The 19,317-nt window shown below is 42.3% G+C and carries 6 protein-coding genes; all 6 read left to right on the forward strand.

Translation table 11 applies throughout. The annotated features are described in order from the left end of the window. Nucleotides 1-46 precede the first annotated feature (46 nt). Complete coding sequence (locus tag PEPE_RS00555) at nt 47-1,063, forward strand: aldo/keto reductase (protein ID WP_011672847.1); 1,017 nt, start codon at nt 47-49, stop codon at nt 1,061-1,063. Between the two features lie 57 nt (nt 1,064-1,120). Beyond that, nucleotides 1,121-2,287 (forward strand): galactokinase, encoded by a 1,167-nt coding sequence (locus tag PEPE_RS00560; RefSeq protein WP_167522505.1) that lies wholly within the window; start codon nt 1,121-1,123, stop codon nt 2,285-2,287. Nucleotides 2,288-2,518: 231 nt separating this feature from the next. After that, a complete protein-coding gene (locus PEPE_RS00565) occupies nt 2,519-3,100 on the forward strand; it encodes a sigma-70 family RNA polymerase sigma factor (RefSeq protein WP_011672849.1) in 582 nt (193 codons plus the stop codon). Between the two features lie 234 nt (nt 3,101-3,334). Beyond that, the gene (locus PEPE_RS00570) at nt 3,335-3,553 is read left to right on the forward strand and encodes a KxYKxGKxW signal peptide domain-containing protein (RefSeq protein ID WP_002834326.1); all 219 of its coding nucleotides are present in this window, start codon (nt 3,335-3,337) and stop codon (nt 3,551-3,553) included. Between the two features lie 1,181 nt (nt 3,554-4,734). Then, entirely contained in the window at nt 4,735-9,765 is a 5,031-nt protein-coding gene (locus PEPE_RS00575; protein ID WP_011672851.1) for an Ig-like domain-containing protein, read from the forward strand. 386 nt (nt 9,766-10,151) lie between these two features. Then, a complete protein-coding gene (locus PEPE_RS00580) occupies nt 10,152-19,205 on the forward strand; it encodes a mucin-binding protein (protein ID WP_011672852.1) in 9,054 nt (3,017 codons plus the stop codon). Nucleotides 19,206-19,317 lie beyond the last annotated feature (112 nt).

The raw sequence follows: 19,317 nt of genomic DNA on the forward strand, positions 1-19,317 counted from the left end.
TATGAAAGCGGTATCTTTAAATGACTAAACTCGAGGAGATGTGCTTATGTATCAAGCAAATAAACAACGTTATGACCAAATGCTTTATAACCGAATTGGAAATAGTGGATTAAAACTATCCGCAATTGGATTAGGACTTTGGAACAACTTTGGAAGTGTGGATCCGTTAGAAAACCAAAAAGAAATCATCCACCAAGCTTTCGACTTGGGAATTACGTATTTTGATTTGGCTAATAACTATGGTCCCGAACCCGGTAGTGCGGAAGAAAACTTCGGTCGGATTATGAAGTCTGACATGCACGCTTATCGTGACGAGATGATTATTGCTAGCAAAGCAGGTTACGTGATGTGGCCCGGACCTTATGGTAACTGGGGATCACGAAAGAGTATTATCGCTAGTGCCGATCAGAGTTTAAAACGGACGGGCTTGGACTACTTTGATATCTTCTACAGCCATCGTCCCGATCCAGAAACTAACATTGAAGAAACTGCTTTGGCTTTGGATCAATTAGTGCGAGCAGGCAAGACCTTATATGTCGGACTCTCTAACTACAACGGTGAACAAACCGCAGCAATGGCAGCCATCTTTAAAGAATTGCATACACCATTTGTGATTCACCAACCACGTTACAATATGTTCAATCGACAAGCGGAAACCGACCTTTTCCCAGTGCTAGAAAAGGAACAAAAAGCCGCTGTTGGTTTCAGTTCCTTGTCACAGGGATTGCTAACGGATAAGTATCTCGGCGGAATTGCTGATGATTCACGGGCCAAGAAAGCTACAATTCCATTTTTGAGCCCAGTTCAAGTTAAAGAAACCTTAGCGACCGTTGAAAAATTAAACCAAGTCGCTCAACAAAGAGGACAAAGCTTAGCTCAAATGGCGTTAGCTTGGAATCTTCGTGAACCAGCCTTGGCCTGCGCCCTTATCGGAGCTAGCCGACCTCAACAAGTGATTGATAATGTACGGGCCCTCGATCATCTTGATTTCTCAGATGAAGAGTTAGCCCAAATTGAACAAATTCTTGGAGAACAAACGCCAATCGACTGGAGCACCCGTTAATCCACCCGTCGTTCAAAATCTTTCATTCGGAAACTAATTATGGAGGCTGAAATGAACATCGATAAAACTACAATTTCAAATAAGTTTAAAGAAGTTTTTCATACAGATGTGTACGAAGTCTATTTTTCACCCGGTCGCATTAATTTAATCGGAGAACACACCGATTACAATGGAGGTCATGTCTTTCCATGCGCCATCAGTTTAGGGACGTACGGCGGATATCGACGCCGAACGGATGGACTGGTAAGAATGTATTCTGGTAATTTTCCAGAGGTAGGAGTGTTGGAGTTTGATGTAAACCACCTCGATTTTGAACCGCAATACCAGTGGAGCAATTATCTTCGAGGAATGATGCGCGAAATTCGGGATTTAGCCCATGCGGACTACGATCATGGGTTTGAACTCTACCTAGAAGGCGATTTGCCAGATGGCGCTGGATTATCGTCATCGGCTTCGATTGAAATGTTGATGGGTACCATTCTTAGTAGCGAATTTAATTTTAAAGTCGACCCCGTAGTCATGGCGAAGGCGGGACAAAGGGTGGAGAACAATTATATTGGGGTAAATTCAGGCATCATGGACCAATTTGCGGTCAAAATGGGGAAACGCAACGAAGCAATCTTCCTAGATGCCAATACCATGGAATACGAGTACTCACCGTTGGACTTAGGAAAGCATATCGTATTAATCATGAATACCAATAAGCCGCATACGTTAGCTAATTCGGAGTACAATACGCGACGCGCGGAATGTGAACAAGCCTTAGATTGTCTGAAGCGAAAACTCAACATCAGCACGCTAGGAGACCTCTCCAACCCTGCCTTTGACCAATACACCTATTTGATTCGAGACGAAACTTTAATCAAACGGGCTCGGCATGCGGTCTTTGAAAATCAACGTACGATGGATGCCAAAAAAGCATTAGATAACGGCGATTTGAAACTATTTGGTCGTTTAATCAATGCTTCCCATATCTCACTTCAATATGACTATGAAGTGAGTGTTCCAGAACTAGACCTGTTAGTCAGTGAAGCTTGGGAACATGACGGGGTACTCGGCGCGCGGATGATTGGTGGCGGATTTGGTGGCTGTGCGATTGCTTTGGTTGAACAGGATCAAGTAGCCGATTTAATCGAAAAAGTGGGTGCTAAGTACCAAGCTCAATTTGGTTATGCCGCTGATTTCTACGAAGCCAAAGTGGTCGATGGACCACATAAAATTTAAGTAAAAAAACATGAAATGAGAACCGCAATAACTCATTTCGTGGTTTTTTTACTTTCTATCATCAAAATGCCATGTTCTAACTAAAATATAATAAAAAAGACGAATTACACCTTTTTCGGGATGAACTACACGTTTTGGACCAAAAACTACACCTTAAAAACCGTTTTTGACTTCTGTAGTATTAATAATTGACCAAGGGCCCTTGGATCTACACTTTAGGAGATTCAAGAAATGGAAAATAATGAAAGAACAATTAAACTAGGATTAGAACACTTATTAGAAGACGGCCACGAAAAAATCGTGTACGGCGCATTAAAAAAATTACACATTAACACTCGCTCAGTCGAATTTGACGATTTTTTGCAGGAGGCTCGTTTGGCATACGCTAAAGCATACGTACGCTTCCCACAGGACTTGCAGGAAAACGATCGACAGTTCCACGGCTACGCCTATCAGGCGGTTTACTGGCGAGTGCTGGACATCATTCGTTACCGACAAAAGGAAAAAGACGTGCAAGCTGTAGAACTAGAAGACGATGAGAAACAAGAAGCCCGATGGGGGCATAAACCATCGTGGGTAGAACGCATAATGTCTGATCAACTTTTCCAAGAGGTTTACAAACTTTGCACGCCAGCTGAAAAACGGTTCTTGAAAGCTTGTTATGTGGAACAACTTTCGGGAGCAGAAATTGCGCGTAAAGAAAAAGTGAGTCGTCAGAGCATTTATAAGTGGCGAAAAGCGGTCGGAAAAAAGGCCTTATATGTTATCGGTAAAGGTGAGGATATGGACTATACCAAAGCACTGAAAAAATAGGACAGGTTAGTAAAAATCACGGGGGTAAATTTTACCCGTGGTTTTTTGGTTAGGTAAAATAAATGACCGATAAATTCCTACGGCAAACGCTTGCAAAATATTGTGAAAAATAATACTATAATACCAGAAGTAAGAACGTGTTTTATAGCAACACTAAGTACGTCCGGGGAAGCGGGCTTACTTCGTTTAGGTTTGGTTGCATATAAATTTAATATAAACGGGGGAATATTTTTAATGGGTAAGGAAAATATTGTGGGTGATTTACACGCTGTAAATCAGAAATCTAGTAATTTAAAAATGTTCAAGGTTGGAAAACAGTGGGTTTTAGCATCGAAAGTTATTACGCTGTTTGGGACAGCGGGCAACTCCGATAGCTTCGAAATGGATGATACCGAACTACAACGATCGCAAAAGATAGATGGGGTAACCAGAATGGCTTCGTACCATTATTAATAAAAAAGCATACTGGCTCCTTTTTTGTGGGTTGCTCAGGTAAATTTCTTTCAAAAAAAAGTATTGAAAGTATTAGGCATTTGTAGGCAAGTATGATAGAATATAGAGAACGAGTGAAAGCGGTCTCAACTATAACCAATAAATTTAAACTTTAAAAATAAAGGAACAGTTTTAGGTGGACCAATAACAGCAGTTGTTATTGCACTGACACGGTTTCCGAAAAATGAAAGGATGATTCTTAAAATTTAATATTACAAGTCTCTCATGGAGGTAGGGCCAAGATGTCGTGAGGCATTAAGCACCGCCACTGATCTGAGCTTCTTGGGAAAATCTCCTTGAAGTGGTGGTGGATAAACGTTCTTTGAGAACAAGGGGAGGGGCTTGTAAGACTAAATAACCACTAGTGTAAGGCTACTGTACGATTATTGTAGGAATTAATCGGTTAATGACGGAATTGTGCGCAAAAAACGATTTTCGCAATGTGCAATTAGGGGATGTAATTGAGTTGTGAAATGACGCATTTTATGGGTAAGCAGTAACAGGGGAAGTCCGACTTCGTTGAAGGCGGCACGCAATATCGCAACAAAGGGTTTTGAATCAAGCTCCGTAAAAAGTGGTAAGAAAAAAATACTTGAGCAAGTACATCTGTCGGGGAAGCGACAGATCTGGGATGATAATGATTCACTTGGGAAGAAGTGAAGAATGGTAAGAATTAAGGCTACTGGGGGCAGTAGTTATGGGTCGGAATCTAATGGATGATTTTCATAGATTTTAGGTAGGCTAACAATTCCAAAATTAAAGCGCAGTTCAAGTTAAACACTAGTAAATAAGAATCTTCCTTACAAGTAAAGTAATAGTCTAGAAGTTTTGATGATAAAATTTCTGGGCTATTTTCTTTTGCTTAAAAAATGATTTTTACGGATAATTTTTTCGCTTTTTCATCTTTTTCATAATAAACAAAAACGCTATAAACGCCTTAACCATGGGATTTTAACACCTGTCAGATTCCTCAAATGGGAATATGTGAAAAACTTACTATTATCTAAGTGTAAACGCTTGCAAATATAAACAGCGGGTATTATTATTTCAGCATAAGCTAAGAAACACTTAATCGTACATATCAATTGCTGGAATTATCTGCGGACTAGCTTAAAAAAATTTTTTTGATGGGAGTTTTTATAATGGTAAGAAGGTATAGAAATAGGGAAAATATTGTTGATATAGAAAATAAAAACTTTAAGATGTATAAAGCCAATAAACATTGGATTTTCGCATCGGCTGTAATGCTTTCATTGTTGGGGACGGGAATGGTCTCTACAAGTAACGCTAAAGCTGATACAGTTAACGACACAGTTCAAACTACTGCGATTCAAAAAAATAGTACGAAACAAGAGGCGACCACAGTTTCTTCGGCGCCTGAAAGTGCTGCTACCAAAGCAGCAACTTCCGCTAGTTCAAGCGCAACTAGCTCAACTCCAAGTTCCGCGACTTCCGCAGTGACGGAATCAAAAGCTAAAACAGCTAGCACCGCTCCTAGTGTAAGCAACGATACTCAAAAACAGGATTCACAAGCTCCTTCTAGTGCAGCTAAAACACAATCTTCCTCGGCTAGCTCTTCGGCAACTAAAGCCAATAGTTCGGCTAGTACATCTGGGGAAAAGACAAAATCTAGTGCGGCTAGTTCCGCTAGCACACCGGCAAAAAATACATCGGCTAAATCAGATGCCACTTCATCAGCAACAACTTCATCCAACGCCACATCGTCGGCAACTAGTTCAGCTACGAGTTCGAATGCTAGCTCGAACGCAAGTACCAATCCATCAAGCGCTGCTTCGAGTTCTGCTACCGTAGATGCAGACGGAATTAATCCAGCTCAAAACGATAACCAAAATAAGGATCTTAATGACAATGCGGCTAAAGCAGCCATTGATAATCAAAATAATCAACAAGATCAAGATATTGATACAACTAAAAAGAAAACCGATACCGATAAGCAAAGTAATATCCAAAAGCAAGCAAATAAGAGCGGCAACGTAAAGGCCGGAATCGATGTCTTGGCTAATGGTACCTTAGAAATTGACGGTTCAGCTATCAATGGTCTTAAAATTAACGATGATGGGACTTATTCAGGACACTTAATTTTTACTTACAACGGAGATTCGCTTAGTCTTCAAGCTTTCGAAAATTCACAAATATCAATTCAAATACCAAAACAATTGCGCGATTTGTTTAATAAAATGAAGGCTGATAATAGTTTTTATGAATTCATCCAGGGGCATTTCCATTTCAGCACATCAATTTACCAGGATAACTATGACTATGTAGCCAAAGACTATAGTTTTGACGGGGAAAATTTGATGGTTAGAAATCCTAGTGAATCAGCGTTAGGATGGAAAAATTATCAAATTACCTTTGATTTGGATTTAGGAGGAGCGGTCAATACTTATCATGAAACGATTGATGATGCTTCTAACAACTATCCGTTTGAAGCAATTTTAACTGAACCAACTTCGATTATTGACTGGAATGATGTATCTGACTATACAGCCAGAGCATCGCTAGATACTAATCAATTAATGCCAAAGAAAGATGAATTGCCAGCTCCATATGTTGATCAACCAATTTATGATACCGATGGAATGATTAGTGGAACAGCCGAGCCAGGAGCTCATATTGAAGTTACGGTTAGTGGCACAGTCATTGCCTCTGGAACGGCCAACAGTGACGGTAGTTTCCAATTCAAAATCACACCTCAAACAGCTGGAACTATTATTGATGTGTCTCAAACCGTTGACGGGGTTGAAAGTAAAGGGACAGACGTTGTTGTCCAACCATCACCTGTAGTAGTTGCTCCACCAACTATTGACCAACCATTTACTGGTGATAATACAGTGAGTGGTACAGGGATTGCCGGCGACACAATCATTATTTACAATGATAATCACAATCCAATTGGGCGAGGTATCGTTGATGAAAATGGGAAGTATGTAGTTGATTTGGAACCTGGATATACTTTATACAACGGGGAAGTCATTTACGCCACTCAAATTGATCAGCAAGGACGCCGGAGTGATGAAGTATCAAAAAGAGTACAAGATCAAGTTGCATCCCCAATTATCAACCCTGCTAAAGCAGGAGATCGCAAAGTTACTGGAACTGGTGTCTATGATGATACTATCAAGCTTTACAACAATGACACGGGTAATCTGATTGGAACAGCCACGGTAAGAGCGGATGGCACTTGGTCCGTTAGTTTACCAGCTGATCTGAATTTGATTGATGGCGAAGAATTAAGCGCTATTCAAATTGATACTAAGGGAAATCAAAGCAAACCAACCTATCGCGTAGTTACCGGTGCTGTTGAAGCTCCACAAATTAACCAGCCAACCGCTGGAGATCAGGTCATTTCTGGAACAGGGATAGCTGGTGATACGGTTACAGCTTACTTTGATGATGGATCTTTGATTGGTAGCACAGTTGTTAATAATAATGGAACTTGGACGATTAGTGTACCAAATCATGCTAAATTAATTGAGGGTGACGGAATTTATGCCGTACAAACGGATCAGGACGGTAATCAAAGTAGTCAAACGCATGCAACGGTTATACCAAAAGCAGAAGTGGCTACACCTGAAATTACCGCGCCAACTGAAGGCGATCGGACAATCTCTGGTAAAGGAGCTGCGGGTGATACAATCACCGCGCACTTTAGTGACGGTTCAGTTATTGGTAGCACCATCGTCAATAGTGATGGAACTTGGACGTTGAATGTATCAAGCCATGTAAACTTGAATGCGGGTGACAATATCTATGCTGTCCAAACGGATCGAGACGGTCATGAGAGTGATAAGGCTAATACAATCGTCTTACCAAAAGCAGAAGTGGCTACACCTGAAATTACCGCGCCAACCGAAGGCGATCGGACAATCTCCGGTAAAGGAACCGTGGGTGATATAATCACCGTGCACTTCAGTGATGGTTCAGTCATCGGTAGTACGGTTGTCAACAGTGATGGAACTTGGACATTGAATGTATCAAGCCATGTGAACTTGAATGCCGGAGACGACATCTATGCTGTTCAAACCGACCAAGACGGTAATGAAAGTAACCACGCCAATACAACGGTCTTACCGAAAGCAGAAGTAGCCAAACCAGAAATCAATACACCGACTGAGGGCGACAAAGTCATCACTGGTAAAGGAACGGCCGGTGATACTGTGACCGTTTACTTCGATGACGGCTCCGAAATCGGCAGTGCAGTGGTCGATACTGATGGCACATGGACAGTGAAGGTCTCAAGTCATACGAGTCTCAATGCTGGAGATGATATCTACGCTGTGCAAAGCGACCAAGATGGTAATCAAAGTGATAAAACCAACACAACAGTGCTACCTAAGGTGGAAGTAGCAAAACCAGATATTGATACTCCAACCGCCGGTGATAAGAGCATCACTGGTAAAGGAACGGCCGGTGATACCGTAACCGTCTACTTCGATGATGGCTCTGAAATCGGTAGTGTAGTTGTTGGTAGCGACGGCACATGGACCATCAATGTACCAAGCCACTCTACACTCAATGGTGGCGATAATATCTACGCTGTACAAACCGATCAAGATGGCAATCAAAGTGATAAGGCCAATGCCACGGTCAAAGCCAAAGAAGTAGAAAATCCTACAATCAAAGCCCCAACCGAAGGCGATCAGACTATCACTGGTACAGGAGTAGCCGGCGACACAGTAACGGTCTACTTTGATGATGGCACCGTAATCGGCAGTGCGGTGGTCGATAGTGAGGGTAAATGGACCGTGAACGTCTCTGGTCATACGAGCCTAGCAGCAAACGACAAGATTTACGCCGTGCAAAGTGATCAAGATGGTAACCAAAGTGACAAAGTTAATACAACGGTACTACCAAAGGCGGAAGTGGCAAAACCAGAAATTACGGCTCCAACTGCAGGGGACCGAACTATTAGTGGTAAGGGAACGGCGGGTGATACAGTGACCGTTCACTTTGATGACGGATCGGTAATTGGCAGTGCCGTAGTTGGGGCTGATGGAACTTGGACTGTGAATGTACCAAGCCATTCCAACTTGAATGCGGGCGATGATATTTACGCCGTTCAAACTGACAAAGACGGTAACCAAAGTGATAAAGCAAGTACAACAGTGCTACCAAAAGAAGTAGCAAAACCAGAAATCAATGCGCCGATCGCTGGTGCTGAAACAATCACAGGTAAAGGTGTAGCAGGCGATACAGTAACGGTCTACTATGATGATGGCTCTATAATTGGCAGTGCCGTAGTCAACGAAGATGGTACATGGACAGTAGAAGTCTCGGACCACACTAAACTCAATGGTGGCGACAACATCTACGCGGTACAAACCGACAAAGACGGCAACCACAGTGATAAAGCAAGTACAACAGTGCTACCAAAAGAAGTAGCGAAACCAGAAATCAATGCGCCAATCGCTGGTGCTGAAACGATCACTGGTAAAGGTGTGGCAGGCGACACGGTGACGGTCCACTACGATGACGGCTCTGTAATCGGTAGTGCCGTAGTCAACGAAGATGGTACATGGACAGTAGAAGTCTCGGACCATACTAAACTCAATGGTGGCGACAATATCTATGCTGTGCAAACTGACAAAGACGGCAACCAAAGTGATAAAGCAAGTACAACGGTGCTACCAAAAACAGTCGAAAATCCAAAAATTGATGCTCCAACTGCCGGTGACCCTACCATCACTGGTAAGGGTGTACCAGGTGACACGGTCACGGTTTACTTCGATGATGGTACGGAAATCGGTAGCGCAATGGTCGATGCCAACGGTGACTGGACGGTCGATGTCTCAAGTTATATCGATCTCAAAAATGGTGACAACATCTACGCCGTGCAAACTGACGAAGACGGTAACCAAAGTGAGCAAGTGCCAACTACAGTAGTACCAAAAGAAGTGGGTGCACCGCAAGTCAATGCTATAATTTCAATTCAAGTTATGTTTTCGGGAACAGGAACACCGGGTGATACAATAAAAGCTTACCTTGATGATGGTACTGTACTCGGCAGTGTAGTAGTAGAAGCCGATGGTACTTGGGAGATACACCTAGCAGACGGTGTTGAGCTCACAGCTGGCGAGAATATCCATTTTGTCCAAATTGATCCAGCTGGTAACCAAAGTGAGGAGGTAATCATGACGGTAACCGATATGTAACCACAAAAAATCATGGTTACTTAAAGTAACAAATGATGGTGGTAGGGCCATAGAATAGCAAAACACGTTATTAGTTTATAGGACTGATAACGTGTTTTCTGTTACTTTTACCCAAAAAGTGATACTCAAAAAGAATTGTACCCCCTTAAATAGATTTTGATAACAATAAGTAACTCCTTAACGTTTCTATCGAAAAAATAAGTATACGGCGTTTATTTTCTCGGACCGAAAAAAATTCGAAAAACACACGACAAAATACAGTTTATGATGTATTATTTAGGGTGTGTACGGAACCATGTCTACTGTTATTGATAAGTTGTTAATTATAACAGGCGATAAATAAACAGGTTGTGTGAAAATGTTAAAAAATCGAGGAGGCTTATTCTATGTCCAAGAGAATAATCAAGGCGAATCAGAAAGTATTACACGACAGTATGGAAGAAAAGAAACGTTTCCATCTGTATAAATCAGGAAAACTTTGGTTGGTGGCAGGTCTAGCAACCTTATCTTTTGCTACGGGAGGATTGTCATCACAATTAATGCCACAAAGTGTGCATGCTGACGTTGCTACATCAACAGCGGCTACTAAGACGGATGACAGTACTACTAGTAGTGCGGTTTCTAGCGCAGCACCTAGTGCCGCAGCTTTAAAAACTAGCGTAGCTACTAGTAGCGCAGTTAGTTCATCGGCTACTAGCGTAGCTACTTCCAGCGCTACTAGTTCAGCTACTTCAAGTAGTGCTAGCTCTGAAACATCTTCAGCAACAACTTCTGAAGCAACTTCGACAGCCAGCTCAAGTAGTTCAAAGGCCTCTTCAGCAAGCAGTAGCGAAGCTACAAGTAAGGCTACATCTAAAGCTGCTGATCAAAACAGTAGTGTGGCTAGCTCAAGTGCCACATCTAAAGCTAATAGTAGTTCAGCAAGTAAAGCTTCCAGTACGGCTACGACGAAGAGTAGTTCAAAAGCAACTTCCGCAGCTACTAAGAGTGCTGCCGCAACTACTAATTCAAGTGCAGTAAAAAAAGCTACAACTAGTGCTAAATCAAGCGCATCCAGTTCACAAGAATTGAAAACTAAATTCCATCTTGATGATGTCGCAACAGTTAAACAAACCGGCAATCAGTTGGTCTTTAGCGTAGCAGCTAATAAAAAATTAACTGACGAACAGTATCAAGCTATCGTTGATTACGCAACGCGTAATCACCTCAAGGTGAAGGGACTCCCTAAACAAGCTCAAGCAACCCATAAAGCTAGTGCCGGAACTGATTTAAGTGATCAATTCTTTGAAAAGGGAACTAACACTAAAAAAGGTGCTCACGAAGGGGATTATATTACAGTAAATGGCTCAGTGATGTCCATTTACTTGGATAATACTTATTATGGTCGCCACCACTTTCTAACTAAAGGTGAAACGGAAAAGATTTTAGACTATGTCAAAGAACACAACTTAACCGTTGAAGATAAAAGTCCATCAGGCGTAGCAATAGTTACGCAATACATCTTCGAAGATGGATCCAAAAGTTACAATAGGAAAAATGGTAATTTGGAATTAATCGCATCAGAATCGCGTGTATCTGATCCATTGATTGGTCTGTTAGCTACTACAATGGACGAATTTTTAAAGGGTAAATGGATGATCTGTCTGGGTTCAGATTGGATTGGTGGCACTAGTAGTGATGGCAACCCAGCGAACACTTGGGATAAAAGCTACACCAATGGTCAACGAAAATTAGGTTTTTTTGCAAGCCATGTAATCAGCTATACTGGAGATGGTGGTCATCGTGCCGGTTCTGCGCTATTAGAAGCAGATGCATTTGTACGACTTAACGTATGGGAAGATCAAAATGTACGATTAGGGTTTACAAAATCAGGTAGTGATGGAATACCTTCCGGTAATTATGATACAAATTGGGCACAGTTAATTGTCTACGATACTGCGAATGGAACTGCCAATTCTCAAAGTTATTCGGACAATCAAAATTATAAATACTTCAACCTGACGGACCAACAAGTTAGAGATATCGTCCGTTCTACTGCATTAGATGGAGCTAGCTTTTATGATCAAATTTCTACAACTAAACATGTAGCAAATAGTATAAATGATGGATCTAGAGGAATGCCTACGTCTGAAAATCAAACTTATCAAGGTCGAGTTATCGTCGAGGTTAAGGATCAAGATGATAACGTTCTGGGTTATATCGAATTTGATGGAGATGGTACGATTACCGTCGATGGTATTGATATGGGAAGTATTGATAGCTCAGCTAAGGATATTCTAGCGAATGTTGGGATCGATTTAACGCAGCTTATCAAGAATTTAGCTGCAGGTACAGGTGTTTTTGGTGATGAGGCAGTGGGGACGAAATACCGGTACGATGCAGCTAAGAGTAATGATGCTGATGGTGAAGGCCAATTCTCAATGAGCCGTGACTTTGAAGAGGCATTCAGCGAAGAGTATGGACATATGACTGTCTATTTCATTGAACAAGCTACTGCAACGGTTACGGTTGTTGATGATGACGAAGACGGCGCAAAAGTTGGTGATGTTGTGACCGTTAATGGCGATATAGATACATCAAAGACGACAACAGTCACAATTCCAGATGGTTACGAATACGTCGGAGCTGATGGTAATGGCGTGGTTTCATCAGACGGTAAGACGGTGACAATCACTCTTACGGATGATGATAGTGATAACGTTGTGATTCATTTGAAGCATCATCTAACTCCAGTTACACCGGATGATCCAAGTGATCCAAATTACGATGCAACGCATGCAACATCGACTGAAACAATTCATTATGTAAATGAAGATGGCGACCAAGTCTTCGAAGATGGCGGTGGCAAACTAGACTTCACTCGTACGGTGACAATTGATGATGTGACTAACGAAGTTGTTGAATATGGTGAATGGACACCAGTGACCGACGATGAATTTGCAGCAGTTACATCGCCAGACAAGGATGGTTATACACCGGATACATCGGAAGTGGCTGCTCAAAAACCAGACATGACAGACGGCCCTGATGGAACTGTCAAAGATGTTGAAGTAACTGTTACTTATACGGCAAATCCTGCAGTGGCAACAATTACCTATGTCGATGATGACGAGAATGGTAAGACTGTTAAGACTGAAGACACAAAAGGTAAAACGGATGGCTTAGGAGTCTATACAGTAAAAATTCCTGATGGATATGAATATGTTGGTGCAGAGGGTGCAACTTTTATTTCTTGCGATGGCAAGACATTAAAGCTACGTTTCACAGCCGATGATAGTGATAATGCAACAATCCACTTGAAACACAAGCACAAGGATATCAATCCAGATGATCCAGGTGAATACAAAGATGCAACACATACAACAGCGACTCAAACGGTCCATTATGTAAATCAAGATGGCGATAAGGTCTTTGACGATGATACGTCACAAACGTTGAATTACGAACGTGGTGTAACAATCGATGAAGTAACTGGCGAAGTTATTAGTTATGGCGACTGGACGCCAGTGGATGGCGACGAATTCGGTTCAGTAACATCTCCAGATAAGCCGGGATATGCAGTTGATACTAAAGTGGTATCTGGTGAAAAACCAGAAATTACTAATGGAAAAGACGGAAAAGTTAATGATGTCGAAGTAACTGTAACTTATACAGCAAGTAATGAAGATGCCACGGTTACTTACGTTGATGACGATAAGGGCGGCGCTCAAGTTGGTGACGTCGTAACAGTTACTGGTAAGACGGACGATTCTACAACATACACCGTGACAATTCCAGGTGGCTATGAATATGTCGGCACCGACGGTGGCGTAGTTTCATCAGACGGCAAGACGGTTACTATTACGTTCACAGCTGATGATAGTGATAACGTTGTGATTCATTTGAAACATGGACATAAGGATGTTGATCCAAGCGACCCAGACGATCCATACTACAATGACACGCATACGACAGCGAACCAAGTTATCCATTATGTTGACCAAGATGGTAATACAGTTTTCGACGACAATGATTCACAAACATTGGATTACGAACGTAGTGTAACAATCGATGAAGTAACTGGTGAAATCACAGCATATGGCGACTGGAAAGCAGTTGATGGTGACGAATTCGGTTCAGTAACATCATCAGACAAACCAGGATATGCGATTGATAAACCGGTAGTATCTGGCGAAAAACCAACAATTACAAACGGAAAAGATGGAAAAGTTAGTGATGTCGAAGTAACCGTAACTTATACAGCTATGGATGAAGATGCCACAATTACTTACGTTGATGACGATAAGGGCGGCGCTCAAGTCGGTGACATCGTAACAGTTACTGGTAAGACGGACGATTCCACAACATACACCGTGACAATTCCAGATGGCTATGAATATGTCGGTACCGACGGTGGCGTAGTTTCATCAGATGGCAAGACGGTTACAATTACTTTCGCAGCTGATGATAGCGATAACGTTGTAATTCATTTGAAACATGGACACAAGGACGTTGATCCAAGCGACCCAGATGATCCATATTACGATGCAACGCATGCAACATCGACTCAACATGTTCATTATGTTGACCAAGATGGTAATACAGTTTTCGACGACAATGATTCACAAACATTGGATTACGAACGTAGTGTAACAATCGATGAAGTAACTGGGGAAATTACAGCATACGGTGATTGGGAAGCGGTCGATGATACTGAATTTGGCACCGTTACATCACCAGATAAGCCGGGATACACACCTGATACTCCTGAAGTAACTGGCGAAAAACCAGAAATTACTAATGGAAAAGACGGAAAGGTTAATGATGTTGAAGTAACCGTTACTTATACGGCTGATGACGAAGACGCCACGATTACTTATGTTGATGACGATAAGGGCGGCGCCCAAGTCGGTGACATCGTAAAAGTCACAGGTAAGACGGACGATTCTACAACATACACCGTGACAATTCCAGATGGCTATGAATATGTCGGCACCGACGGTGGCGTAGTTTCATCAGACGGCAAGACGGTTACAATTACTTTCGCAGCTGATGATAGCGATAACGTTGTAATTCATTTGAAACATGGACACAAGGAGGTTGATCCAAGCGATCCAGATGATCCATACTACGATGATACGCACACAACATCAACAGAACATATTCATTATGTTGACCAAGATGGTAATACAGTCTTCGATGATAATGATTCACAAACATTGGATTACGAACGTAGTGTAACAATCGATGAAGTAACTGGGGAAATCACAGCATACGGTGACTGGAAAGCAGTCGATGATACTGAATTTGGTTCAGTAACATCACCAGATAAGCCAGGTTATGCAGTTGATAAACCGGAAGTAACTGGCGAAAAACCAAACGTTACAAACGGAAAAGATGGAAAAGTTAATGATGTCGAAGTAACCGTTACTTATACAGCAAGTGATGAAGATGCCACGGTTACTTACGTTGATGACGATAAGGGCGGTGCTCAAGTCGGTGACATCGTAACAGTTACTGGTAAGACGGACGATTCCACAACATATACCGTGACAATCCCAGATGGCTATGAATATGTCGGCACCGACGGTGGCGTAGTTTCATCAGATGGCAAGACGGTTACAATTACGTTCACCGCCGATGATAGTGATAACGTTGTAATTCATTTGAAACATGGACACAAGGAGGTTGATCCAAGTGATCCAGATGATCCATACTACGATGATACGCATGCAACTGTAACGCAAACTGTTCACTACCATAACGGAGAAACTGGCGGTCAGATGCAAGCTGACACAACGAACGAAGTAAACTTTGATCGTACAGTAACAATTGATACCGTAACTGGCGAAATTACGCATTATGGTGACTGGGAAGCTGACGGCGACGATTACTTCAAGGGATTTGATTCACCTACTTTCGATGGTTACTTTGCTGATGTTCAACATACGGGCGAAGTTAAGGGTGTAGATCCTGAACAAGGCACAGTGGATGATGTTACTATCACTTACTACGCTGACGACCAACCAGTTCAACCAGATGATCCAAAGGATAATGGTGACAAGGTCGATCCAAGTAATCCAAACAGTCCAGTATACCCAGCGGGTGTAACAGATGAAGACTTGAACAAGACCGTAACTGAAACAATTCACTATGTAGACCCAGAAACTGGCGAACAAGTTGCTCCTGACAAGACGATTGACGTTCATTACTCACGTGTTGGTCACGTAATTTACAATACTGACGGAACAGTCAAGGAAGTTATTTACGACCCATGGAAGGCAGACGGTTCATTTACGGATGTTGATTCACCAGTAGTTGACGGATACTTCCCAAGTCGTAGTAAAGCCGGTGCTTACACCGTTGATGATGTTGATAGTCAAAAAGACTTTGATACAACGGTTTACTACTACAAGACAGACCAAGACGTAACACCAGATGATCCAAAGGACCCTGATACACCAATCAATCCAAGTGATCCAGATAGTCCCGTTTACCCAGACGGTGTAGATGAAGACGATTTGAATGCTGATGTTAGTCAAGTAATCCACTATGTAGACGAAAACGGTAATGAACTCGGCACATACACGAAGGATATTCACTATACTCGTACAGCTACAGTTCATTACGACCAAAATGGTAATGTTACTGGTATCACATACGGTGACTGGAAAGCTGACAATGGCGATAGCTTCGCTGCAGTAGATAGTCCAGACTACGACGGATACTTCACACTTGATAAGACCGTCGCAGGCAAGACAGTCGATGATCCACAAAGTCAAGCTGACTTTAGTGACACCGTAATCTACTACAAGACTGATCAAGATGTAACACCGGATGATCCAAAGGATCCAGATACACCAATCAATCCGGACGATCCATTAAGTCCGATTTACCCAGATGGTGTAGATGAAGACGATTTGAATGCTGATGTTAGTCAAGTAATCCATTACGTTGACGAAAATGGAAATGAACTCGGCACATACACGAAGGATATTCACTATACCCGTACAGCTACAGTTCATTATGATCAAAATGGAAACGCAACGGTCACATACGGTGATTGGAAAGCTGATAATGGCGATAGCTTCGGTGCAGTAGATAGTCCAGACTACGATGGCTACTTCACTCTTGATAAGACCGTCGCAGGCAAGACTGTTACAGATCCACAAAGTCAAGCTGACTTTAGCGATACTGTAATCTACTACCCAACAAGTCAAGATGTAACACCGGATGATCCAAAGGACCCAGATACACCAATCAATCCGGATGATCCATTAAGTCCGGTTTACCCAGACGGTGTAGATGAAGACGACTTGAATGCTGATGTTAGCCAAGTAATTCATTATGTCGATGATCAAGGTAATGAGCTTGGCACATACACGAAGGATATTCACTATACCCGTACAGCTCGTATCACATACGACCAAGACGGAAACGCGACGGTCACATATAGTGATTGGAAAGCTGATAATGGCGATAGCTTCGGTGTAGTCAATAGTCCAGATTATGACGGTTATTTCACCCTTGATAAGACCGTCGCAGGCAAGACAGTCGATGATCCACAAAGTCAGGCCGACTTTAGCGACACCGTAATTTACTACAAGACTGGTCAAGACGTAACACCAGATGATCCAAAAGATCCAGATACACCAATCAATCCGGATGATCCATTAAGTCCAGTATATCCAGATGGTGTAGATGAAGACGATTTGAACGCTGATGTTAAGGAAACCATCCATTACGTAGATGAAAATGGTAAAGAATTAGCCGGCACATACACGAAGGATGTTCATTACACCCGTACAGCAACTGTTCACTATGATCAAAACGGAAACGCAACGGTCACATACGGGGAATGGAAAGCTGATGGTTCATTCGATAAGGTAGCCAACCCTGATATCGATGGTTACTTTACCCTTGACAAGGGTGTTGACGGTAAGACGGTTACTGATCCACAAAATCAAGCTGACTTTGTAGAAAATGTAATCTACTACAAGACGGATCAAAACGTAACACCAGATGATCCAAAGGACCCAGATACACCAATCAATCCGGATGATCCATTAAGTCCAGTATATCCAGATGGTGTAGATGAAGACGACTTGAATGCTGATGTTAGCCAAGTAATCCATTACGTTGACGAAAATGGAAATGAACTCGGCACATACACGAAGGATATTCACTATACACGTACAGCAACTGTTCACTATGACCAAGACGGAAACGCAACGGTCACATATAGTGATTGGAAAGCTGATAATGGCGATAGCTTCAGTGCGGTAGATAGTCCAGTGTACGACGGGTACTTCACTCTTGATAAGACCGTCGCAGGTGAGACAGTTACTGATCCACAAAGTCAAGCTGACTTTAGTGACACCGTAATCTACTACCCAACAGACCAAGACGTAACACCGGACGATCCAAAGGACCCAGATACACCAATCAATCCAGCGGATCCAGATAGTCCAGTTTACCCAGATGGTGTAGATGATGATGACTTGAACCAAGATGTAACAGAAACAGTACATTACATTAACGCTGAAACTGACGAAGAAATGGCTGCCACTTATACTCACACGGTTCATTACTCACGCACAGCCCATGTTTCATACGACCAAGACGGTAATGCTACTGTAACGTATGGTGACTGGACAGCAGACGGCTCATTTGACGCAGTTACATCACCAGAAATTGACGGATATGTTGCTGACCGCCCAGTTATTGACGGACGCACAGTTACAGAACCAGGTGCTGACTTTAACGAAACAGTTTACTATTACGTCGCTGATCATACAGTTACACCTGATAACCCAATTTCTCCAGATACACCGCTCGACCCATCAAATCCATATAGTCCGGTTTACCCAGACGGTGTGGACGAAGGTGATTTGAACAAGGATGTAACAGAAACAATCCATTACGTTGATGAAAATGGTAATGAATTGGCCGATACTTACACGAAGACGGTTCACTACACTCGTGATGCCCATGTTCACTTCAATGCAGATGGCACAACGGTCGTAACGTATGGTGAATGGACAGCAGACGGATCATTTGAAGCTGTAGATAGTCCTGATATTGATGGCTATGTTGCAGACCAAGATGTGATTGCTGCACTTGATAACCCAACTGAAAATGTTGACCTAGTGGTTGTTTACCATCATAAGCAAGTTGCTCCAAAACCAGAACCAAAACCAGAACCAAAACCAGAACCTGCTCCAACTCCAGCCCCAGAAAAACCAGCAGCACCTGCTCCTAAGGTTGCTCCAACGAAGACTGTTACACCAGCTCACGTGGCTAGAAAAGCAATGCAACAACAAGCTCCTGCAAAACGCTTGCCACAAACTGGCGAAGAAGACAACTCTTCAATGAGTGAAGTAGGAATTCTAGGATTGCTTGCTGGAAGCCTTGGTCTCTTCGGACTTGGTAAGAAACGTAAACGCGATGGTGAAGATTAGTTTTGGGGAATTAATCTTTAAATCGTAAAAACGAAAAATCTCCACTGTTAGATAAAAATCTGACGGTGGAGATTTTTTTGGATAATAAGGAAGTAATTAGGAAGGGAGAAGA

Origin of the sequence: Pediococcus pentosaceus ATCC 25745 (genome assembly GCF_000014505.1) — a bacterium.
GTDB lineage: Bacteria > Bacillota > Bacilli > Lactobacillales > Lactobacillaceae > Pediococcus > Pediococcus pentosaceus.